Raw genomic sequence first — 21,374 nt, forward strand, 5'->3', positions numbered from 1 at the left:
ATGCGGAGTCAGGATGGCCAGGGGCCTGCCAAAGCTGCCTGTCGAGGCGGGGCCGGGCCGGTCTAGCAGCCGGGGCGTCAGTTGATGTGCAGGGTAAAGCTGTTGATTGAGCTGAATGCGTTCTGCCGACCGGTGAGGGGGCGCAGAAAGGTGTCGAGCCGGGCTTCCAGAAGGATGTTCCCCAGGGGGAGAGCGGACTGGAGGCTGTGGGTGTCGGTGTAGGGGCCACCTGGGCTGTCGCCGGTCGTGGAGTAGATCGGAAGATCGGGAAGGCTAGGTGAGGCGTAGGTAGCAGTGCTGGTGGCTCTCCGCCCGGGCGGCAGGTTGCGGACGCCGGACAGGGTGGCGGTGGCGTTGAGGCTGTCACTGGGACTGCCCGCGAGGCGGATGCGCAACGTGCAGGACTTGAAACCGTTAGTAGGCACTCCCAAGGAGCTGACGGCCACCAACTGACTGAAAGAGACTTGGAGGGTCTTTCCGTCGCTGCTGATGCTGCTTTGGGCGGTGCCGGTGGGGCACCCTGTGCCGGAGTAGCTCACGGTGGTGACGGCGACGGCTGCGGCAGCAGGTGAGGCTGCGGTGAGAGACAGGGCCGGCAGGATGAGGGCGAGTGCGGCAGTGAACCGGGCAATCCTCACGCGGGTCTCCAGACGGGCTTGCTAGCGCCAGTTGTAGACCTCCAACCGACCACCGGGACAATGCATTAAGCAACTCAATCAGTCCATACGTGTAGCGAGGGTGAGCCTCCGCAGGACACGTCGCGCAGGCATCCACCTGGGTAGCGGCGCCCCCGCCGGCTTGTTCTCTGCGCACCAAGAACTTCCCATATGCCTGCAGATGGGTGCCCGGCACTTGTTCCTGCCTCCGGATGGCCTCCGGCGCCCGGCGCCTCGGGGCCTATCGGGTGCGGAGTGTGTCTACGGCGATGCGGGCGGTGGTTCCGATGACGGCGTCGATGGCGGGGAGGGTGGCGGCGGGGTTGGCTGCGCGGGTGAAGACGGCGATGGCGTAGCGGCCGCCGTCGGGGTATTCGATGACGCCGACCTCGTTGCGGAGGGTGGGCAGGGTGCCGGTCTTTCCTGCGACGTGGACGTCGTCGAAGGGGAAGCCGGAGGCCATGCGGTGGGGCCAGACCTGCAGGCCGAGGAGGCGGCGGATCGCTGTGCCGTGTTCGGGTGTGCACGGCTCGTCGCGCCAGAGTGCGGCAAGCAGGCGAGTCATGTCGCGGGGGGTGCTGTGGTTGGTGCGGGCCGGGTCCAGTGCGCGCAGGCGGGCGATGACGTGGGGGTCGGTGAGGGCCTGGGTGCCGGCGGGGCCGGCGTCTTCGCGGATGGTGGCGAGGGTCTGGGCGAATGTGTACAGGGCGCGGGTGCGGGTGAGGCCGAGGCGCTGTGTGGTGGTGTTGACGGCGTCGAGGCCGACGCGTTCTAGCAGGAGTTCGGCGGCGGCGTTGTCGCTGACGGCCGTCATGAGGTAGGCGGCGTCCCTGAGGGAGATCCGTACGCCGTCGAGCATGGCGGCGAGTCCGGTCGGGCCTGAGGTGCGTCCGGCAGGTGGGCATTCGATCTGTTCGGTCAGGTCCAGGAGACCTTGCTCGGCGTGCTGGTGGAGGGTGAGGAGCAGGCAGAGCTTGTGGACGCTGGCGGTGACGACCGCTTGGCCGGCGCCGACATCAATCTCGGCGCCGGTGTCGATATCGACGGCATGGAGCCAGCCGGCCGCGCCGGCTTCGGCAAAGGCGTTGTGGATGCGCTGGAGGGGGTTCACAGCCAATACTCCGATGCCGGACGCAGGTGCAGGGGGCGGCGCGGGGGCTGGTCGGCGGACACCCCGTTCATGTTGCGCAGGACGGTGTGGGCGGCGTCGGCGAAGGCGGTGACGGCGGCACTGTTGCGGTCCGTGGGCCAGGCCGCGGAGAAACGCCAGGCGAGCGGGGCGCCCGTCAGGGGCCGCCAGACAGTGCCCGCTTCGCTGTCGTCGGCCGGGCGGCCCGGCTCGGGTGGGGCGGTGAAGGCGACGGCGTTGACGGAGCGGATCAGACCGCGGATGAAGCTGTCGCCCTGGCCGTGGCGGACGGTATCGGGGGTGTAGCCGCCGCGCGCGCAGGTGGTGAGCAGTTCGTCGTAGAGGGCGGGGGCGTCCGCGCGAGGGAAGAGGACCAGGTCGCATCCGGTGAGCGCGGACAGCGGCACCTCTGCCCGTGCGGCCAGGGGCGAGGCCGGGGGCAGGAGGACGCCGAGTTCGCGGCGCAGGACGGGGCCGAGTTCGAGGCCGGTGGTGTCGCAGGGGTGGTGGATCAGTCCTGCGTCGAGTTCGTGGCAGGCCATGCGGGCGAGTTGTTCGGCGGTGGACAGCTCGTGGAGTTCCACTTCCAGGCCGGGCTGGTGGCGGCGCAGGCCAGCGAGGATCGCGGCGACGGACTCGCCGGCGATGCCGGAAGGGAGCGCGGCACGCAAGAGGCCACTGCGGCCGTCCCGGATGCGGGCGGCCCCAGCCAGGAACGCATCGGTACGGGCGAGCAGGGCGCGCGCGTCGTCCAGCAGCAGAGCGCCGCCCGGGGTGAGGGTGACGCTGCGGCTGGTGCGTTCGAAGAGCCTCACGCCGAGCTCCTTCTCCAGGCGCTGGATGCGCTGCGAGAGAGGCGGCTGGGCCATGCCCAGCCGGACAGCGGCCCGACCGAAATGTCTCTCCTCTGCAACAGCGACAAAGCACCGCACATGCCCAACTATGTCCACGAGCAGGAACGATATCAGAATCACATTATTGTGGATTTGATTCAGATATTGGACATAGTGCTGGTGCTGATGCTGATCTCGGGGCGTGCCCACACCTACGCTCCATGTCTTCGCCCTACTCGTCCCGCTGCTCGCGGTCGGCGTGGGCGCCTGCACCCTGGCGTGCGCCCCGGCCACTGATCCCGGGCCACGACCCGAGCCGAAGGGCCCTGCAGCTGTGCCCGCTGCGGCGGAAGAGCGCCTGCGCGACGCCGACGGGCCGCGACGCCCGCGTTCCCGCTGCGCGATCTCCGGGCTCTGGCCGCCCCGGCCCGCCCCTGATGCCGCCCCTGGGTCCGCATTCCCGCGGGACCGCTCCTGACCTGAGCAGCCGCACGCTCCGAAACACGCACCGCTGACGTCGTGACCCAGCCCAGCTGGAGATGGAAGGACCATCTGATGCATGAACTGCAACGCCCTGTCCCCGCCCGCCGCCGACGTCGGCGCTTCCTGCGCACTGCCGCCGCGGCGGTGGCGGCATCCACCGCTGCGGCGGGCGGCGCGTACGCGGTGGGGTGGGGGCCGTTCGGGCCGGGCCGCCCGGCAGTCGATCCGGATGCCGTGGCGCAGGCGGAGGCGTTCCTGGCGGACTGGGCGTGCGGGCGTGCCGAGAGCGCGGGGGCCCGCACCACCAGCCCCGACCAGGCGCAGACCATCCTGCGGAACTTCACCGCGGGGCTCGAGATCACCAAACCGGACCTGACGGCAGGTGCGGCAAGTGCGGCGAAGGACGGCACCGTCACTGTCGCGTTCTCCGCGAAGATGCCGGTCACCGGTCTGGGGACCTGGTCCTACGACTCCCAGATACCCCTGCGCCGACACGAGGACGGGGGCTGGAAGGTCGCGTGGGAGCTGTCGCTGGTCCACCCGAACCTGAGCAGCACCGAGAAGTTCCGACTCCAGCGCCAGGACACAAACGCCTCCCCGGTCACCGACCGCACCGGGCAGCCCCTGTCCGCGGACGCCAGCCCGTCCCTGAAGCCGGTGCTCACCCAGATCGCGCAGCGCGCGGGCGCCGGCCCACGCGGCGCGATCGAGCGGGTCAACCGGGAAAGCGGGCAGGTCACCGCAGTCGAGGCCCGGTTCGGCAAGGAAGACGGCGCTGCGGCCGGGCAGAGCGTCCGCAGCACGCTCGACTCCCAGTGGCAGGCAGCGGCCGACAAGGCCCTGGCGGCGAAGGCCGGCGGTAAGGATGCAGCCCTGGTCGCGCTGCGCATCGACAACGGCGAGATCCTGGCCGTGGCGAACTCACCGGCCGCCGGCTTCAACCGCGCCCTCTCCGGCACCTACGCCCCCGGCTCCACCTGGAAGATCGTCACCACCAGCGCACTGCTCCTGCGCGATGCCGTCAAACCGGGCGACATCGTTGACTGCCCCAAATATCTGACCGTCGGAAAGCAGTTCCACAACGTCGAGACCTCCGAGTTCCCCGGTGCGACGTTCACCAAGAACTTCACCGAGTCCTGCAACACCGGATTCATCAGCCTGCGCGGCAAGGTCGGCGACGCCGAACTCGGCGAGGTCGCCACGAAGTACTTCGGCATCGGACAGAAGTGGAACGTGGGCCTTCCCACCTTCGACGGCTCCGTCCCCGACCCCCGTGACCAGACAGAGAAGGCCGCCTCGATGATCGGCCAGGGCCGCGTGCTGGGAAACCCGCTGACCATGGCCTCCGTCGCCGCGACCGCCGCCTCCGGAACCTTCCACCAGCCCACCATCACCCCCGGCGCGCAGGACAAAACCACCACCACCCCACTCCCCGGCGAGGTCGTCACCCAGCTGCGCGCCCTGATGCGGGCCACCGTGACCGACGGCACCGCGCGCGGACTGGCCGGCCTGCCCGGGAACGTCAGCGCGAAGACCGGCACCGCCGAAGTCAGCGAGAACGCCCCGAACAACGGCTGGGTCGTCGCCACCCGCGGCAACGTCGCCATCGCCGCCGTCGTCGAAGGCGGCATCACCGGCGGATCCTCCGCCGTACCCGTCGTGCGCCACCTCCTCGAAGCCCTCCCCAACGACCCGTCCTGACCAGACGCCGCCCCGGCCCACCAACCTGCCGGTGGCAGGGCCTTCCCCGAAAGTGAAAATGAACAAGACCCTCCGACGTACGGCAGTCTTCTTCGGGCTGCTGTTCTTCGCCCTGCTCGCCCGGGCGACCTGGATCCACGCCGTCTCCGGCGAGAGCCTGGCCAAGGACCCGAACAACCGCAGAAACCTCATCGAGGCATTCAGCCGCCCGCGCGGAGACATCATCGTCGGCGGACACCCCATCACCGGATCCATACCGACCCCCGGCTCCGACCTGCGCTACAAACGCACCTACGCCGACGGGCCCATGTACGCGCCGGTCACCGGCTACCTCTCCCAGGCCCAGGGCGCCACCATGCTCGAAGGCGTCCACCGCGGCATACTCGCCGGCACCGATCCACGCCTGCACCACAACGTCTTCGACGCCCTGATCGGCAAGGACACCGCAGGCGGCGACATCGTCACCACCATCGACCCCGACGCGCAGAAGGCCGCTTACCAGGGGCTCACGGACCTCGGTGCGAAGGGCGCGGTCGTCGCTCTCGACCCCCGCAGCGGGAAGATCCTCGCCATGGCCAGCACCCCGTCCTACGATCCGTCCGTCTTCGCCGGGAACTCTCTCAAGGAGGGTGAGGAGTTCACGCGCCTCGACGAGGCCAAGGACAAGCCGCTGAGCAACCGGGCCATCCGCGAGTCCTACCCGCCCGGCTCCACCTTCAAGATCCTCACCGCGGCCGCCGCCCTCGAACACGGCACGGCCACCGACATCAACGCTCCCTCCGGCATCCCCTCCCCCTACCAGCTGCCGGACAGCTCAAGGAAAATCGGCAACGTGGTGCCGGACGCCCAGTGCGACAAAGTCTCGATGAAGACGGCCATGCAGTGGTCCTGCAACAACGTCTTCCTGGACGCGGCGCTGAAGACCGGCGTCAACAAGATGCGCGAGACGGCGGAGAAGTTCGGCTTCAACCAGGGACACTTCCTGCCCGTCCGAACCTCCGCCGCAACCTACCCCGACAAGCTCGACAGGCCCCAGACCGCGCTCACCGGCATGGGTCAGGGAAGCCTGACCAGCACACCCCTGCAGATGGCCATGGTCGCCGCCGGCATCGCCAACAACGGCACCGTCATGAAGCCCTACCTCGTCGAGCAGATCCAAGCCCCCGACCTGTCCGTCATCGAGAAAGCGGCCCCCAAGGCGCACGGCCAGGCGGTCTCCGAACGCACCGCGAAGAAGGTGCAGGAGATGATGGAGCACACCGTCCGCGAAGGCAGCGCCAACGGAGCACAGATCCCGGGGGTGACGGTCGGCGGGAAACCCGGCACCGCAGAACACGGCGTCAACGTAGACGACGAACGCCCCTACGCCTGGTTCGTCTCCTACGCCAAACAGAAGGACGGAACCTCACCCGTCGCAGTCGCCGTGTTCATCGACCCCAAAGACATGAACATCGCCCCCTCCCACATCGGCGGCGGCCGCCTCGGCGCACCCATCGCCAAAGCAGTCATGAACGCCATACTCAAGTGACCGCAACCTGCGCTGCCCCCGCAGGACCGGGAGGACGCCGCATCCAGCCCACCCCGCACCTGGTCACGTTGGCGCAGCGAAATCGACCGACACGAGCCACTGCGGTTTGGTCAGACCAAGGAGCGCCACAACGGGCCGGACAGCAGGCCACCGGCATTCGAGGCTCTCAAATACGCCGAATCGACCCGGGTGCTGCCAGCATCGCACTCTCCCTTCATCTCATAGTCCGCCACTCCGTTCGACCAGCTCAGGGTCCCGTCAGAGCTGTTGACGACCACCTGTGTGCCCACGCTGTTGAAGCCGACGAACCCGTAGCTAGGCGAGACAGCCGCTGTGCTCGCTCTGTCGCCTACAAGCGTCACGGTGATCGCGACGTCATAAAGGGCCAAGCCCGCGACCACTGCGGAACCCCGGGTTGTCGTGTACTCGCCGACCGCAACGGTACGCCAGTCAGCGATACTGCCACCACAGATTGGAGCCGCCGTAGGAGCAACCGCGACCTCTGAGGTCGGCAACGCCGCTGCAGATCCCGCCAACAGAGACAGGCCGCACAGGGCCAGAGCGCCCGCCGTCACGACCCGAAGGGGTGTACGGCGAAGCACAGGCGAACATGGAAGGCTACGCATGAGGTACTCCTTCTGACTTCCGATGTGTCTAATAACATTGGAAGCACATAGTTGACCTGTCACCGGGTGAACAGGGCCGGATGGAGCACTCCATGCACGCTCCCGCGTAAGGCAAGGCGCCGGCAGCCGTCCGAAAGTGCACTGAACTCCAGTCAACGCCTGGGCGTGCGAACTCTTCGTGGACGAGGGCACCGACCCTGCGGCCCTTGGGAGACGTCACCGGCTTCGCATCACGCATGCGCCTGCTGTGTCTGGATCAGGGCAGCGGCGGTAGGAACGCCGCGAGGCCAGTGGCCGAGCCAGAACGCTGCGACTGAAGGCTGATCTTGGCCTTCGGTGGAGCCGTCGTGCAGCAGGTATTCGGTCGGGACTACGCAGCCTTCGCCGGGGGCGAGGTGCGCTCGGATAATGCGGATGGGCTGTCCGCATGCCACGTAGGTACGGTAGTCGTCCGTGTGGGGGTATCGCTGGGTGTGGTCGTCGAAGTAAACAGCCCGGCAGACTGCTTGGGCATCAATGGCGCCGAGGATGATGTACCTGCTGCCGGGGCCGAGGTTGAGGCAGAGCCGGCAGCGTCCGGCGTGTTGGTCGGCTTCCCTGCCCGCCCATTACACGTTTGGCTCTCTCGGGTGCCAGTGCAATCTGGTGGGCCAGTCGACCCTGGTTCCCGATTCCTACTGCGCGCCTCCTGGCGTGTCCACGTGCCGGCCCGGCTTCGTTCGACGGGGTGAGCTGTGCGTCAGGTCAGACTCGCGCCGGGCATCGCGGTGGCCCGAGGCCGACCAACGAGTTCCTTCCCGTGAGCTTCTTGAAGCGTGGGCTGCCCAGGGGGGTACTTGGCCTATTGGAGAAGGCCGGCGCGCCTCCACCAGAACCTCTCGGCCGATGTGATCATGCCGATACCTGTCAGGAACGGAACGACTTTGGCTCCGCTCCACAGCAGCGTTCCTCGGAAATGTGCGTTGGCGCGTACCTGGCTGCGGGCAACGCGTGGATCCAGGCCCATGTCGCGAAAGACGCGAGAGTTGACCAAAAGCTTGGTGGCTGCCAGGGTGCGCACTCCCATGCGCTGCCGCTGTACGGCCAGGCGGGCGGGCGGCGTGCGTCTGACAGAGTCCCGCATGGCGGAACGTGCGAAGCTGATGTGCCGGGCTTCATCGGCGACGTGGATCCGGCACACCTGGCGGACTAGGGGGTGGACCCGCTCGTCGCGGGCCGCCTCACGCTGGAAGCGGTCGAGGACTTCCTCGAAGATCAGCGGTGTGGCGAACCTGAGGTCGTCGCGGGAGGGGAGGAAGCATGCCGCTGCACGGTGGAGTGCTGCCGGGGGACGGTAGTCGGGGCAGTCGAGGCGGTCCAGGAGCTGGCTGAACATGGCGGAGTGCCGAGCTTCTTCGGAAATTTCGGTCAGTGCGTACTGGGTGCGGGGATCCCTGGGGTCGCGTCGGGTGAGAAGCCGGGCGAAGGTCTCCATCAGAAGGAGCTCCGACCACAGAGCCAGGCCCATCATGCTGGCGAGTTCGCGGCGGGACATCTCCCGGCGCTGCTGGTCGTCCATGCGTTGCCACAACGGCGTTCCAAAGAGTGGCAGGCGCTCGGGCACGCAGTACCAGGCATCATCCGGGGCAGGTGTGTCCCAGGCAACGGAAGTCTGGAAGTCGAGCGGTGCAGGGGATGCCTGCAGTAGCCGCTGGGCGACCTCGCGCGACGTGCCTTCAGCCGGTGCCGCTGCCGGGCGGGTATCCATGGCCTGCCTCCCTTATTGACACGCTGCTGGAGACGGTGTCCGTGAGCACTTTGGTACGGACACTCACGATGCCGCCGGCCAACACAACCCTGGACGACTTGATTCACCCGCCCAGGTCAGCAGAGCATGCAAGGGCCCGGTGTATCTGGCCGGGTCCGGTCGCCCCGATCGCTGCCGTTCAAATTTCGACCCTCGGCCTCTGCCTGCCCCGTCCGCGGGCATGACCAGGACCATTCGGGTGGACCGACCTGGAACGCACGACCCGAGAACTACGCGAGACCACCGGAATGCGTTGTCGCCCGATACGTTTCCAGTGTGAACGCGCCCCGATTCAGCCGTATGGCTGGAGTTTCCGCATACCTCCCCGAGAACCGGATCTCGACATCCGCCCTCGAGGAGGACATCGCCCGCAACAGCCCGGACTTCACTGTCCCTGCCGGGTCTATCGAGAGCGTAACCGGCGTAGAACACCGTTACATCAGTCCGCCAGATGAATGTCCGTCAGACCTAGCGGCCGCCGCCACACAGAAGCTTCTCGCCGATACCGGGCGGAGTATTCAGGACGCAGATCTCCTCATCTTCGCCGCCACCTCTTCGGATGTTCTGGAGCCCGCCACCGCGCACATCGTAGCGTCCAAACTCGGTGCACAGTGTCCAGTATTCGACGTGAAGAACGCCTGCAACAGCTTCCTCAACGCCCTCGAAATCGCCGATTCACTGATCCGGGGAGGTGCCTACGACCGCATCCTGGTGTGCTGCGGGGAAACGTGGCGGCAGACCAGACGCATGTGCATCAACAAACCCAGAGAGTTCGCGCACGCCATGGTCAGCTACACCATGTCCGACGCCGGGGCCGCCATGTGGATCGAAGCCGCCCCCGAACCAGGCATCCTCGGCTCCCACTTCTTCGCCCAGTCCAAGGCTTGGGACGCCACCGTCATCCCTATCCCCTCCGCTCCGGAATGGGAATGGACCAACAGCCTAGAGGCCATGATGCGAGCTGGCCGCTCCCTGGCCATCGACCGAACGGTCCTGGAGCGGACTCTCGGGATGTCATTCGACGATGCCGCCCGCTTCTGCATGCATTTGCCGACGCAGCGCTGGACCAACCGGATCCTGGAATCGCTCGATATCCCCTCCTCCCTGGTGCTCACCACGATTCGAACCCACGGCAACACCGCAGCCGCCACACTCCCCCTGCAGCTCGCCCTGGACATCGAAGCAGGCCGCGCGCATCCCGGTGAGACGGTGGTGCTCCTAGGCATGGCGAGCGGGGTCAGCCTCGGTGCTCTCGCTCTCCGTCTGTGACCCCATCACCGCCCCCTGCTCCTTGCCCCCTGCCCCACTTGAAAGAACCTCACCATGGCGCCGTATGCGAACGGTTTCGAGGCGATCTGCGACCTCCTGACAACGCACTTCGACAATGCAGATACCAGCATGCTGACTCCGAACGTCACCTTCGAAAGCCTCGGGCTGGACTCCTTGGGCCTGATGGAAATGCTTGTGGTAGTCCATCAAAGGTTGGGCGTGACGATCTCCGAACTCGGCGTAGACCTCCGCTCGGACCTGACCCTCGGCGAGGTCGCATCCGTCCTCGACCACCACACCTACGCCTCCCCGGCTCCGTCTACGGCCGAAGGAGCGATGGCATGAGAGTCACCGCGACAAGTCCCGCCGCGCCAAGCACGAAGCCTCGGACGCCCCTGGCCCACAAGCGCAGCACAATGGACAACTCCGGATCGGGCGGCAACACGATCCGCGACCGCCTCCGCCGAAATACCGGTCGATGTCGCGACAAGACAAAAGGCATCCTCTTCGACCGGCCATTCGTCCCCGCTCGTCAAGCCGCCGCGCATGCACACTGATGCAATCGCGGTGACCGGCATCGGGCTCGTCACGCCGGCCGGACTCACCGCCCAGGACAACTGGACCGCGCTATGCCAGGGGCGATCACTCGCCGCCCACGACCCGCAACTGTCCGGCTTGCCCTGCGACTTCTCCTGCCAGGTCCCACCCTTCGACGCCGCCGCACTGTTCGGCCGTTCCCGTGCCCGGCGACTGGATCGCTTCGGCCACTTCGCACTGATCGCCGCCCGCGCGGCGGTCATGGACAGCCACCTGGACCCACAGACTTGGAACGGCGAACGCGTCGGTGTCGTCCTCGGAACCGCCTCCAACAGCATGCAGAACTACAACAGCGAGTTCTCCCAGCTCCTCGACGGCCATCCCTCCCGGGTATCACCGCTTGCCCTGCCCCGCAGCCTGCCGGACACGGCATCAGGCGAGGTCGCCCTCGACCTCGGCGCCAAAGGGCCGTCCTTCGCCACCGCTGCCGCCTGCGCCTCCGGCGCAGTCGCTCTGAGCACCGCCCGCGACCTCCTGCGCTCGGGCGCCTGCGACATCGTCCTTGCCGGAGGCAGCGAATCCCCCCTCGCACCCATGACCGTCGCCTGCTTCGCCCAGATGGGGGCCATCTCCCGGCGCCGCGACCAGCCCCACCTGGCCTGCCGCCCCTTCGATGCCGAACGCGACGGACTTGTCCTCGGAGAAGGCGCTGCCGTCCTGGTTCTGGAACGCCACGCCACGGCCAAGGCTCGATCCGCACCCGTCAAGGCGCTCCTGCGTGGCTGTGGAACCACCACGGACGCCCACCACCCCATCGCACCGCACCCCACCGGGGACGGTGCCACCCGAGCCCTGCGCATCGCGCTGGAAGACAGTGGCTGCAGCCCTCGCGACATCGGGCACATCAACGCGCATGGCACTTCCACCCGACACAACGACGCCACGGAAGCAATCGCCCTTACCGACGTCTTCGGCCCGCACCTGCCCCCGGTCACCGCTCCCAAGAGCGTCATCGGCCATGCCATCGGCGCCGCCGGAGCCATCGAGGCGGCCTACACCGTCTTGGCCCTCCAACACCAGCAGGTACCGCCTACCGCAAACTTCGAAGCCCAGGACGGGGGCCGCAAACTTGACATCGTCACCGGCGCCCCTCGCCCCGTCACCATGAACACCGCGATCACCTGCTCGTTCGGATTCGGCGGCCGCAACTCGGCGCTGCTTCTCACAACTCCATAGTCGCGGCGCCTCCATCGACCCGCTGAACACACCGCCCCGGCTGCCCGACATCCCCGAACCACGAGCCGACGATCTCAGGCCCTTTCTCGGGCACTGGAGCCCGTACGGCCTCTGGCTCACATGGGCCGGACCCCCACCTAGCCTCACGGAATGTCACTACCGAGAAGCGGGTGGAGCCGGGGGCAGCCAACAGCCCAGCAGCCAGTGCTCCAGCCACCTCAATATGCCTAAGACAGGGCTGCGGTGACGTGGGCAGGCGCACTGAGGAGCACGGATATGCGGCCGTAGCGACGGACCACACCTTAGACGTACTTACCGCCGGAGGCGGGGTAGCGGGCGGCCAGGCGCGCTGAGGACATCGCGTTGCAGTACGCCACCACCGCTGCCAGCGCCAGGCCGAGCAGCAGCCCCGACCCGGCCGCACCGGCCGCCGGAGCCAGGGCCGCGAAAACCCCCGCCTCGATCATCGACCCCAGGCCGATCACCACAGCGCCGAACACACCCAGGTGCCGCTTCAGCCCGTCCGTGCCTGCAGGCTCCGACGCACACCATCACTCGCTCCCCAGCCACACTCCGGCAGACGTACCGGCGCACCGTATAGGGACGAGCTGACGAGACGAGGATCCGGTCCCGCTCGCGGCGGGGCCAGGCAGGCCACCGATACGGATGACAAGGCCCACGCCGGGCCGGACCGGACTCCCGGCCCGCCCGGTCTCACCCGTCCGGTCAGACGCCGAAGTCGGCGACGATCCCGGACAGGCCGGAGGCGTAGCCCTGGCCGACTGCGCGGAACTTCCATTCGGCGCCGCTGCGGTAGAGCTCGCCGAAGATCATCGCGGTCTCGGTGGCGGCGTCCTCGGAGAGGTCGTAGCGGGCGAGTTCGGCGCCGTCGGCCTGGTTGACGACGCGGATGAAGGCGCCCGTATACAAGTCCTCCCGCCCATCTGCCGGAAGACCTCAAAGAACCGTTGCACCTACTGGTCGACCTTGTGCTTCGGTTCGACCAGATACGGCTCCCACATAGCCGCTGCCGCCCGTGAGGTGACGTCACGAGCCTGCTCGGCCATCACGTGCGCTGAGACTCCGGCCTCGGCAATGACGACGGCCGTGGTAGGCCCTGCTTCTCCAGCCCCGACCACGACAACGCGCTCACTTGCGGTCGTGATCGTGACACTAGCTGCCGGTTGATGCTGCTGAAGGAGGCCCGCGGAGCTGCATCGTGGAGTTTGCGGTTCAGGCGTCCTTGAATTGATCTCTAACTTGGTGGACGCCCCAGCCTCGGGCGACGAGTTCTTCCGTGTAGGGCGCAGCGTGCTTTCGATGGGTGGCCATCACGAGCAGGTGCGTGGGGCGGGTGGCCCCGACGAAGATGAGCTGTGCAGCGTGCTGCACGGTTTTCTGGGCACGCTGGATGTCACCTCCGGCCAGGAGTTTGAGCGTCTCATGGATGTCGTGCTTGCGGCCTCGCCTGTCCAGGCACTCAAGGATCAGCGTTGCTGCATGGGTCTCCCCCTTGGCGCTCTGGATGGACCCGGCGACTGAAGGCACCTGTTCTGATAGGTCTTGATCATCATGGTCGACTGCGATGTCGACAGCCGCGCTGTCCAGGCGTGGGGCGAACCCAAGACTCTCTGCCAGCGCGGAAGCATCTCGCAGCGGCTCTTGGGTGAGATCGGGAACGAGTGCGAGGAGGCGTGCAGTCGCTCTGTTCCAGGTCGCTTCATCGGTGTCGCTGGCGCCCGTGAGTAGATCGCGGAGGATAAGCCGAAGTTGCCCGCCACCCTTGGTCATGGAGCGTTCAAGTCGACTTAGTGGTGGCAGGGTTGTGGTTAGGGCCGGCCTCATGGTCGTGCGTATGCCTTCCCAGAGTTCAGCCACGGCTTCGTACTCACTGCCACTAACCGCCCATCGTGCCCCAGCAGCGCGAACGGTACTGATCAGCTCCCTCTGTGCAGGGACACGTCCTGCTGGAGCATGATCGGGGAGGTAGCAGGTGAGCGATTGCGGATACGTGGCTGATGTCCCCTTGGTCAGCCGTGCTCCAAGTATTCGGGGCGGGTTTCGGACCAACACTTCCCGCGGGACGAGCTCGTGTGCCAGGCGTTCGAATGCCGGCACGACCTCAGGGACGGAATGATCATCGAAGAGGAGAAGGCCGATCTGGGTGTCCGGGCCAGCACCGCTGATTCGTTGCTGGCGGCGGATGGTGAGAGCGCTCGCCATGTCCGCAATCTTAGGTCCGAATCTCTGACTGACGGGCAGCTCGGCCGCCAACGGGGCGGGAAACGCAGATGCCCTCGGCGAAGCCGGCATCCCGTCTGTGTAGATCCCCTGGTTCACGTCCCCCACGCGCTGGACGACTGCACCTGAGGAGAAGACGAGGTCCAGCAAGTGCTGCTGCACGTCGCTGGTGTCCTGCATCTCGTCGAGCAGCACGAATGGGAAGCGCTGCGATACCGCAGCTGCGATGGCGGGGTTCCGTATCAGGTACCACTCCGCGATCGCGTACATGTCGTCGTAGCGAAATACTCCTTCCTTGGCCAGCTGTCGCTTCAGACGGTCGTACTGCCGACCGCTGGCTGTCGTGTCAGGATCGGCCGGCGTGCTGCCGCGGGGGCCGGTCACCTTCAGCTCTCCGGCCTCGCAGACAAAGACGGCCTGGGCGACTGTGTCGAGCCCGTCGCGGCGACGGCTCAGGAAGCTGCGGAGGGTGGAGAAGTCTCGACGCTCCAGCAGACGCAGGGCTGCGGCTTCGTAGACGTGATCGTCCACAGCCTGTACTTCGTAGCCCAGGGCGCGGATGGCCGGCAGGGCGAGGAAGGTGTTGGCGAAGGACTGAATCGTCCCGATGAAGTGCGGGTAATTGAGGAACCGTGGTCCGTCGGGAACCGCTGTAAGACGGTTGATAATCTCGTCCTTCGCCGTGTTTGTGTGCGAGAGGACGCAGATGCCCCGGGTCCGCGAGGTCCATGCGCCTGCGAGCAGGGCCAGCTTGAGTCCGATCAGCGTGGTTTTGCCGGAACCAGGTGCCGCTTGGAGGTCCTGGGAGAGCTCGCTCTGTACGAAGTCCCACTGCTCGGCATGCGGCAGGCCGAGGGCGAGGCTCTGGGCGAGGACCTCAACCTTGTCTTTCGCAAGGGCATCGGGCAGATACGCGGGCTTCACCGCTCCACCTCGCCGCAGATGTGGTCGAACGCGGCGACCAGGTAGGGCGGAAGGATGTCTTCCGTAAGGTCCGTGACCTCAAGGAGGTCAGCCGCGTGCTGCGCTGTAATCGTCTTGCTGGCGTTGCCCGCCTTCAAGGGCTCGTAGATGAGGAGAGCGACAGTTTCCAGTGGGACGTCGTTTGCCTTCCACGTCTCCACCTCCTGTCGCGCAGCGTCAGTCAGTTTCTTGAGCTTCTCCGCGCCCGGCCACGAGCTCTCGGACGAACGGGCGGCGCGGACCGCTTGATGCATCAAGGTAGCCATGGGCCAGGAAGCCGCCGCCAGGTCATACTCAAGGGTCCAGAAGTCCGAAACGAAGGTCGATACCGGGCCGCTGTCCTCACTTTTGAGGCCCGCAACGTGCTCGGCGATCTCAGCCGGCGTCATCTCCGCCGAACAACGCAGTTTGCCCCTCATCTCGGCCGGGGTGTCCTTCGGCACGAGGTCCCGGTCCCTGATACAGGCCACAGGGATGGGCACCTGCTCGCCGTCGCGCTGGAAGATCCTGCTGTAGCGGAATAGTCCGACGTGCCCGACGTTCACAACGCTGATGCCGCGTTCGTTGAAGGATCGACCCATGGCCTTGGCGAGAGCGGGGAGGAAGATCGCTTCGGCATCGCCCTCCACGACTGCGACGCCGCGGGCGAAGAACAGGTTGGCCTTGGTCACGTCCAGGAAGCGAGAGAGAAAGGCGTAGTCACCGTCGTCGAGCTTGGTGTGCTTAGGTGCCAGGCTGAACGTACGTCCCCGGGCCACCATGGTGAGGGACCCGACCGGCATGGCTGAGGCCAGGTTGGGACTGTGGGTGGTCAGGATGACCTGAACGGGGGCCGCTGCGGCTTCCTCGGCCTCTTCTGATCGTTCACGCAGTAGGTCCATGATCCGGGCCTGAAGCTGTGGATGAAGATGCGCCTCTGGCTCTTCAATGAGCAGCAGCGGCGCGATATCGCCTTTCCCGAGAAGCAAGAGCTCTGCAGCCATGAACAACGCGTTGTTGTAGCCCAGCCCTCGACGGGTCCATTCATCGGACGCCGAGAACAAGGTCAGCTCCAGCCGCTCCAGGGCCCGGGCCAGCGACGCGTCGCCCGCGACCCCGATCTTCCCTCGGAGCACGTCCCCGCCGATCGCAAACTTCTGCAGGTACGCCGTGTTGATGTCGTCTCGGGCCGCGGTAACGGCTGGGTTCCGACCGATGTGGTGTTCGGCGCGACTGAGGATGCCTACGAGGGTGGAAGCCGAGTCGTCCTCCGCGTCGAAGTCATCGTTGCCCTGGTCCATCATTGCTGGGTAGCTGGCAAGGATCTGTGACAGCCGGGACCCCCGTCCTGAGCGGAGTTCGGCTTCGGCGTCTCGTAGCGGGCGGAGGTAGGTGGCTTTGAGGAACTCGCGCGCCGCCCCATCCAGGGCGGGCCCCTTTCCGCCCTCGCCGGTACGCGTGCTCCAGGACACGCGATTCTTGAGCGGGTCCATGAGCTGCGCCTTGAAGGTGATGACCAGGACAGCGTTGCCGCGACCGTCGTTAGTGAGCATCTCCAGGAAGGTGGCCTGCTCCTCCGTGGAAAGGTCCTCGAACCGACAGGAGATCGAGAAGGTGTCCGCCCTGCCACGGTCACCAACGTGGAAGTCGTCCCTCGATATCCGGTAGAAGTCCGCTGCTGCGGTCTGCAAGCACAGGCGAATCGCGTCGACGATCGCAGTCTTCCCGCTGTCGTTCTCGCCCACCAGGACGTTCGTGCCTGGGCTGAACGACACGTCCAGCGACTCCCCCGAACCGTTGTCCTCTTGTGCCGCAGCGCCAAAGATTCTGAAGTTCTCGGCACGCAGTCGCGCTAGGTACATGGCCCCCCTGCCAAAGGGGCCTACGCCCGAGCAGGCGCAGGCGAAGACAACCGCTTCAAGTGCCCCACTCATAAGCGGATTACCCACGGATCATATGCCCGTCCTGGTTGCTCAGGAGGAGGATCACCATGCTCTGTGGGCAGCAAAGGATCTGTACCCGGCACACGGCTGGTTCGGCGACGAATCGGCTCAGGCGCGGGGCTGGCAACGCTCTTGTCCCACCCGCTTAATGCAGGCCCCGACGGCTGCCTAAGCTGGCCGGCCTGACGAACGCCTCCGCTTCGTCCCCAGCGGCGGCCAGCCGCACCGGGCAAGCGAATGGGCCGACGGCCCCGGACGCCCCCTCGAAGACCAGCTCGCCGCCGAGATCGCGCAGGAGGTCACGCTTCGCGGCGAAGCCGCTCAACGCAGACGGCTCGACGAGATCGAAGCAGCGCGTCAGAAGTACGGCCGCTGGGAAGCCGCCAGGGAAGAAGCACGCGTCCAGTACGCCGAGGCGTGCCGCGTCAGGCACTTCGAGGCGCAGGAAGCGGCATGGCGCCACGCCATCAAACTGACGGAGTACGTGAGCGCCATACGCACCCGGGTCGAGGCCACGCCCGCGAATCAGGCCAGGAGCGAAGCCGAAGCATGGATCGACTGGGCGGCAGCACGCGTGGAGGGCCCCGCCCCGGCTGCCCGACATCCCCGAATCACGAGCCGACGATCTCAGGCCTTTCCTCGGGCACTGGAGTCCCTACGGCCTCTGACGGAACACGCACCGGAGACCCAACGTAGCGTCACGGAACGTCACTACCGAGAGGCAGATGGGGGTGGGGGAGCCAACAGTTCGGCAATCGGTACTCGAGCCACTTCAAGGTACCTACCGCCACACGGGCGAGGGCTCCACCCAACAGTCGCCGATGACGCATGACGCCCCATCAGGAACCGCGTCATTCGTGCGTCAAACGTGCGTCACGTGCGTCGAATATGCGTCAAGATATCGCACCTAACGCACGTAACGCCCATAATGCACACTCGAAGAAACGGCAGGTCAGAGGCCCTTTTCGGCGGGTTCAAGGATCGCGACACACTCGACGTGGTGGGTCATCGGAAAGAGGTCGAAGACGCGGAGGGTGCGGGGTTTGTAGCCGTATTCCCTGAAGTAGCCCAGGTCGCGGGCCAGGGCCGCCGGGTCGCAGGCGACGTAGGCGATGCGGCGGGCCGAGAGGCCGGCCACGTGGCGGACCGTCTGCTTGCCCGCGCCCGCGCGCGGCGGGTCCAGGACGACCAGGTCGCATTCCGTGATGCCGGTCTTCGGGAGGACCGTCTCGACCTTGCCCTGTTCGATGCGGACCCGGGGGAAGTCCGCAAGGTTGTGCCGGGCGTCCTCCACCGCGCGCTTCGTCGACTCGATGCCGAGCACCGCGCCCGTTTCGCCGAGGCGTTCGGCGAGCGCGCCCGCGAAGATGCCGACGCCGCAGTACAGGTCGAGGGCCATCTCGCCCTTGCGCGGCATCAGGCCCTGCATGACGGCCTTGATCAGGGTGTCCGCGGCCTGCGGGTGGACCTGCCAGAAGCCGCCCATGCCGACGCGGTACGTACGGCCGTCCGCGCGCTCCCGTACGAAGGGGCGGCCGTGGACGCGGTGGACGCCGCCGTCCTTCTCCTCGACGCGGAGGACGGAGACCGGCTTGTCGAGTTCGACGAGCGGGAGGCGACCACCGGGGCGAGGGGTGAGGACGACCTGGCGGTCGCCCGAGCCGGATGCGGCGATCGCCTCGACCGTGGCCATCTGGGGCCAGTCCTGCTTCTCGATGCCGAGCTCGCTGACGCCGGGCGCAGCGATCATGCAGTGGTCGATCGGCTCGATCTCGTGCGAGCGGTGCTTGCGCAGCCCGACGGTGCCGTCGGCGTCAACGGCGTACTGCACGCGCGTGCGCCACTGCGGCACCTGCCCGGCCGGCAGCTTGTCGCCCTCGGCGGGCATCACGGTGCCGTCCCAACCGGCCTCCTCCGCGGTCAGCCCGGCAAGCCGCTTCAGCTGTTCGGCGACGACCTCGCCCTTGAGCCGGCGCTGTGCGCCCGGCTTGGCGTGCTGCCAGTCGCAGCCGCCGCACCTGCCGGGGCCCGCGTAGGGGCAGGGGGCCTCGACCCGGTCCTTGGAGGCTTCGAGCACGGTGATCGCGTCGGCGCGCAGGAAGCGGGAGTCGACGTCGCCCTCGGTGACCTTCGCGACGACCTTCTCACCGGGGAGGGTGTGGCGGACGAACAGGACGCGGCCCTCCGCGGTCCGGGCGATGCAGTGCCCGCCGTGCGCCACGGGTCCGACCTCGACCTCGTACTCCTCCCCGACCAGTGACTGCTTCTCGTTCTGCTCCGTCATGGCGGGGAGGCTCCAAGGCTAAGAAAGACCAAAAGTGAAACGGCCGGACGACCGACCCACCAGTTTACGTGGATCTCGTCCGGCCGTTCACCAACCTGCTCAGCCCTTGCCGGTCGGCGCCTTCGGCGGTCGCGGGGTGTCCACGGGACCGCGGCGCACCGAGCCCGGCGCGTTCCAGTCCTGCCGCTTCTTGGCCCTCCGCTTCGCGAGCTCCGAGGATTCGAGCTGGTACGGCACCGAGGTGACCATCACACCGGGGGTGAAGAGCAGCCTGCCCTTGAGGCGCAGCGCGCTCTGGTTGTGCAGCAGGTGCTCCCACCAGCGGCCGACGACGTACTCGGGGATGTACACGCTGACCGCGTCGCGCGGGTTCTCGCTGCGCAGGCCCTTGACGTACTCGACGACCGGGCGGGTGATCTCGCGGTACGGCGAGTCGAGGATCTTGAGCGGGACGTTGATCCTGCGCCGGTCCCACTCCTCGCGCAGGGCCTTGGTCTCGGCCTGGTCGACGCTGATGCTGAGTGCTTCCAGGGTGTCCGAGCGGGTGAGCTTGGCGAAGGCCAGGGCGCGCAGCGTGGGCTTGTGCACCTTGGAGACCAGGACGATGGAGTGGACCCGGGAGGGGCGCACGCTGTCGTCGCTGGGGCCCTCGGCGGCGGCGATCTCGGCGGAGACCCGGTCGTAGTGCTTCCGGATCGCCGTCATCGTGCCGTAGAAGATCACCATGCCGAGCAGGGCGACCCAGGCGCCATGGGTGAACTTGGTGGCCAGGACGACGACCAGAACCATGCCCGTGAAGAAGGCGCCGAAGGTGTTGATCGCCCGGGAGCGGTGCATGCGCCGGCGGGCGGCCACGTCGCGTTCCGTCCTCAGGTGCCGGTTCCAGTGCCGGACCATGCCGATCTGGCTCAGCGTGAAGGACACGAAGACGCCGACGATGTAGAGCTGGATCAGCTTCGTCGAGTCCGCGTCGTAGATCCAGACGAGCAGGATGGCGGCGCCGGCGAGGAGCACGATGCCGTTGGAGAAGGCGAGCCGGTCGCCGCGGGTGTGCAGCTGGCGCGGCAGGTAGCGGTCCTGCGCGAGGATCGAGCCGAGCAGCGGGAAGCCGTTGTACGCGGTGTTCGCGGCCAGGAACAGCACCAGCGCGGTGGCGGTGGCCAGCAGGACGAAGAGGATGCTGCCGTTGCCGAAGACGGCCTCGCCGACCTGGGAGATCACCGGGTCCTGGACGTAGTCGGGGCCGACCGGGACGCCGTCGTGCAGCAGGTCCACGGCCGGGTTCTCGGCCATCCGCACGTTGGTGGCCATGGCCAGGCCGATGATGCCGCAGAACATGGTGACCGCCAGGCCGCCCATGAGGGCGAGCGTGGTCGCGGCGTTCTTGCTCTTGGGCTTGCGGAAGGCGGGGACACCGTTGCTGATCGCCTCGACGCCGGTCAGCGCCGCACAGCCCGAGGAGAAGGCGCGCAGCAGCAGGAAGACCATGGCGAAGCCGGCCAGGCCCTTCTGTTCTGGTTCGATCTCGAAATCGGCCGTCGGCGCCGACATGGTCTCGCCGAGGACGATGCCCTTCCAGGCACCCCAGCCGATCATGACGAAGACCGCGGCGACGAAGACGTAGGTCGGGATCGCGAAGAGCTTGCCGGACTCCTTCACGCCGCGCAGGTTCATCAGCGTGAGCAGAAGGATCATGACGATCGCCGAGAGCACCTTGTGCTCGATGACGAAATGCACCGCGGAGCCGAGGTTCTCGACCCCGGAGGAGATCGACACGGCGACGGTCAGGACGTAGTCGACGAGCAGGGCGCTCGCGACGGTCAGGCCGGCCCGGGGCCCGAGGTTGGTGTTGGCCACCTCGTAGTCGCCGCCACCGCTGGGGTAGGCGTGGACGTTCTGCCGGTAGGAGGCCACCACCGTGAACATCAGCACCACGACCGCGAGGGCGATCCAGGGGCTGTAGTGGTAGGCCGAGACGCCCGCGATCGACAGGACCAGCAGGACCTCACCCGGTGCGTAGGCCACCGAGGAGAGAGGGTCGGACGCGAAGACGGGAAGGGCGATCCGCTTGGGAAGGAGGGTTTCCCCGAGGCGGTCGCTGCGCAGCGCCCGGCCGATCAGGATCCGTTTGGGCACGTCGGTCAGTTTGGACACGCAGAGGATCGTAAGCGTTCGAAATG

General features: G+C 67.1%; 13 protein-coding genes and 2 pseudogenes. 5 read left to right on the forward strand and 10 right to left on the reverse strand.

The window, feature by feature from the left end; all coding sequences use genetic code 11:
* Positions 1-77 precede the first annotated feature (77 nt).
* The 3 genes from ACFW2G_RS20035 to ACFW2G_RS20045 form a co-directional block, all read right to left on the reverse strand.
* A complete protein-coding gene (locus ACFW2G_RS20035; RefSeq protein ID WP_384581594.1) occupies positions 78-638 on the reverse strand; it encodes a DUF4360 domain-containing protein in 561 nt (186 codons plus the stop codon).
* Positions 639-897: 259 nt separating this feature from the next.
* Entirely contained in the window at positions 898-1,773 is an 876-nt protein-coding gene (locus ACFW2G_RS20040; protein ID WP_384581592.1) for a serine hydrolase, read from the reverse strand.
* The gene (locus tag ACFW2G_RS20045; RefSeq protein ID WP_384581590.1) at positions 1,764-2,735 is read right to left on the reverse strand and encodes a LysR family transcriptional regulator; all 972 of its coding nucleotides are present in this window, start codon (positions 2,733-2,735) and stop codon (positions 1,764-1,766) included. The genes ACFW2G_RS20040 and ACFW2G_RS20045 overlap by 10 nt, the downstream gene beginning before the upstream one ends.
* 438 nt (positions 2,736-3,173) lie before the next feature.
* Between ACFW2G_RS20045 and ACFW2G_RS20050 the strand changes: the two genes are divergently transcribed.
* Both ACFW2G_RS20050 and ACFW2G_RS20055 read left to right on the forward strand, forming a co-directional pair.
* Entirely contained in the window at positions 3,174-4,802 is a 1,629-nt protein-coding gene (locus ACFW2G_RS20050; RefSeq protein ID WP_384581588.1) for a penicillin-binding transpeptidase domain-containing protein, read from the forward strand.
* A 58-nt stretch (positions 4,803-4,860) separates the two neighbouring features.
* Positions 4,861-6,330 carry a peptidoglycan D,D-transpeptidase FtsI family protein gene (locus tag ACFW2G_RS20055; RefSeq protein ID WP_384581586.1) on the forward strand — a complete coding sequence of 490 codons (1,470 nt, stop codon included), beginning with the start codon at positions 4,861-4,863 and terminating at the stop codon, positions 6,328-6,330.
* A gap of 1,467 nt (positions 6,331-7,797) precedes the next feature.
* On the opposite strand, the gene ACFW2G_RS20060 is transcribed toward ACFW2G_RS20055, so the two are convergent.
* Positions 7,798-8,703, reverse strand: coding sequence for a diiron oxygenase (locus ACFW2G_RS20060; RefSeq protein WP_384581584.1), 906 nt, complete (start codon positions 8,701-8,703; stop codon positions 7,798-7,800).
* Between the two features lie 315 nt (positions 8,704-9,018).
* Between ACFW2G_RS20060 and ACFW2G_RS20065 the strand changes: the two genes are divergently transcribed.
* From ACFW2G_RS20065 to ACFW2G_RS20075, 3 genes are all read left to right on the forward strand, one after another.
* Positions 9,019-10,011 carry a 3-oxoacyl-ACP synthase III family protein gene (locus ACFW2G_RS20065; RefSeq protein ID WP_384581582.1) on the forward strand — a complete coding sequence of 331 codons (993 nt, stop codon included), beginning with the start codon at positions 9,019-9,021 and terminating at the stop codon, positions 10,009-10,011.
* 54 nt (positions 10,012-10,065) lie between these two features.
* Positions 10,066-10,356 carry an acyl carrier protein gene (locus ACFW2G_RS20070; protein WP_384581580.1) on the forward strand — a complete coding sequence of 97 codons (291 nt, stop codon included), beginning with the start codon at positions 10,066-10,068 and terminating at the stop codon, positions 10,354-10,356.
* Positions 10,357-10,557: 201 nt separating this feature from the next.
* A complete protein-coding gene (locus ACFW2G_RS20075) occupies positions 10,558-11,784 on the forward strand; it encodes a beta-ketoacyl-[acyl-carrier-protein] synthase family protein (RefSeq protein ID WP_384581578.1) in 1,227 nt (408 codons plus the stop codon).
* Positions 11,785-12,089: 305 nt separating this feature from the next.
* On the opposite strand, the pseudogene ACFW2G_RS20080 reads toward ACFW2G_RS20075, so the two are convergent.
* From ACFW2G_RS20080 to ACFW2G_RS20105, 6 genes and pseudogenes are all read right to left on the reverse strand, one after another.
* Positions 12,090-12,302: pseudogene (locus ACFW2G_RS20080) on the reverse strand (amino acid permease); the annotation flags it as partial.
* Positions 12,303-12,510: 208 nt separating this feature from the next.
* Positions 12,511-12,702: pseudogene (locus tag ACFW2G_RS20085) on the reverse strand (TerD family protein); the annotation flags it as partial.
* 315 nt (positions 12,703-13,017) lie between these two features.
* Positions 13,018-14,949: a UvrD-helicase domain-containing protein gene (locus ACFW2G_RS20090; protein ID WP_384581576.1), complete on the reverse strand. Its 1,932-nt coding sequence runs from the start codon at positions 14,947-14,949 to the stop codon at positions 13,018-13,020.
* A complete protein-coding gene (locus ACFW2G_RS20095; RefSeq protein ID WP_384581573.1) occupies positions 14,946-16,901 on the reverse strand; it encodes an AAA family ATPase in 1,956 nt (651 codons plus the stop codon). The genes ACFW2G_RS20090 and ACFW2G_RS20095 overlap by 4 nt, the downstream gene beginning before the upstream one ends.
* A 961-nt stretch (positions 16,902-17,862) precedes the next feature.
* Positions 17,863-19,194, reverse strand: coding sequence for a class I SAM-dependent RNA methyltransferase (locus ACFW2G_RS20100; protein ID WP_384581571.1), 1,332 nt, complete (start codon positions 19,192-19,194; stop codon positions 17,863-17,865).
* A 99-nt stretch (positions 19,195-19,293) separates the two neighbouring features.
* Entirely contained in the window at positions 19,294-21,348 is a 2,055-nt protein-coding gene (locus ACFW2G_RS20105) for an APC family permease (RefSeq protein WP_384452175.1), read from the reverse strand.
* Positions 21,349-21,374 lie beyond the last annotated feature (26 nt).

The sequence above is a fragment of the Streptomyces sp. NPDC058880 genome, from assembly GCF_042742535.1.
In the GTDB taxonomy this organism is placed as follows: domain Bacteria; phylum Actinomycetota; class Actinomycetes; order Streptomycetales; family Streptomycetaceae; genus Streptomyces.

Excerpts from the sequence above, each read along its gene's own strand:
- ACFW2G_RS20050 (WP_384581588.1), top strand. The coding sequence starts at position 3,174 with ATGCATGAACTGCAACGCCCTGTCCCCGCCCGCCGCCGACGTCGGCGC.
- ACFW2G_RS20055 (WP_384581586.1), top strand. The coding sequence starts at position 4,861 with ATGAACAAGACCCTCCGACGTACGGCAGTCTTCTTCGGGCTGCTGTTC.
- ACFW2G_RS20060 (WP_384581584.1), bottom strand. The coding sequence starts at position 8,703 with ATGGATACCCGCCCGGCAGCGGCACCGGCTGAAGGCACGTCGCGCGAG.
- ACFW2G_RS20070 (WP_384581580.1), top strand. The coding sequence starts at position 10,066 with ATGGCGCCGTATGCGAACGGTTTCGAGGCGATCTGCGACCTCCTGACA.
- ACFW2G_RS20075 (WP_384581578.1), top strand. The coding sequence starts at position 10,558 with ATGCACACTGATGCAATCGCGGTGACCGGCATCGGGCTCGTCACGCCG.
- ACFW2G_RS20095 (WP_384581573.1), bottom strand. The coding sequence starts at position 16,901 with ATGAGTGGGGCACTTGAAGCGGTTGTCTTCGCCTGCGCCTGCTCGGGC.
- ACFW2G_RS20100 (WP_384581571.1), bottom strand. The coding sequence starts at position 19,194 with ATGACGGAGCAGAACGAGAAGCAGTCACTGGTCGGGGAGGAGTACGAG.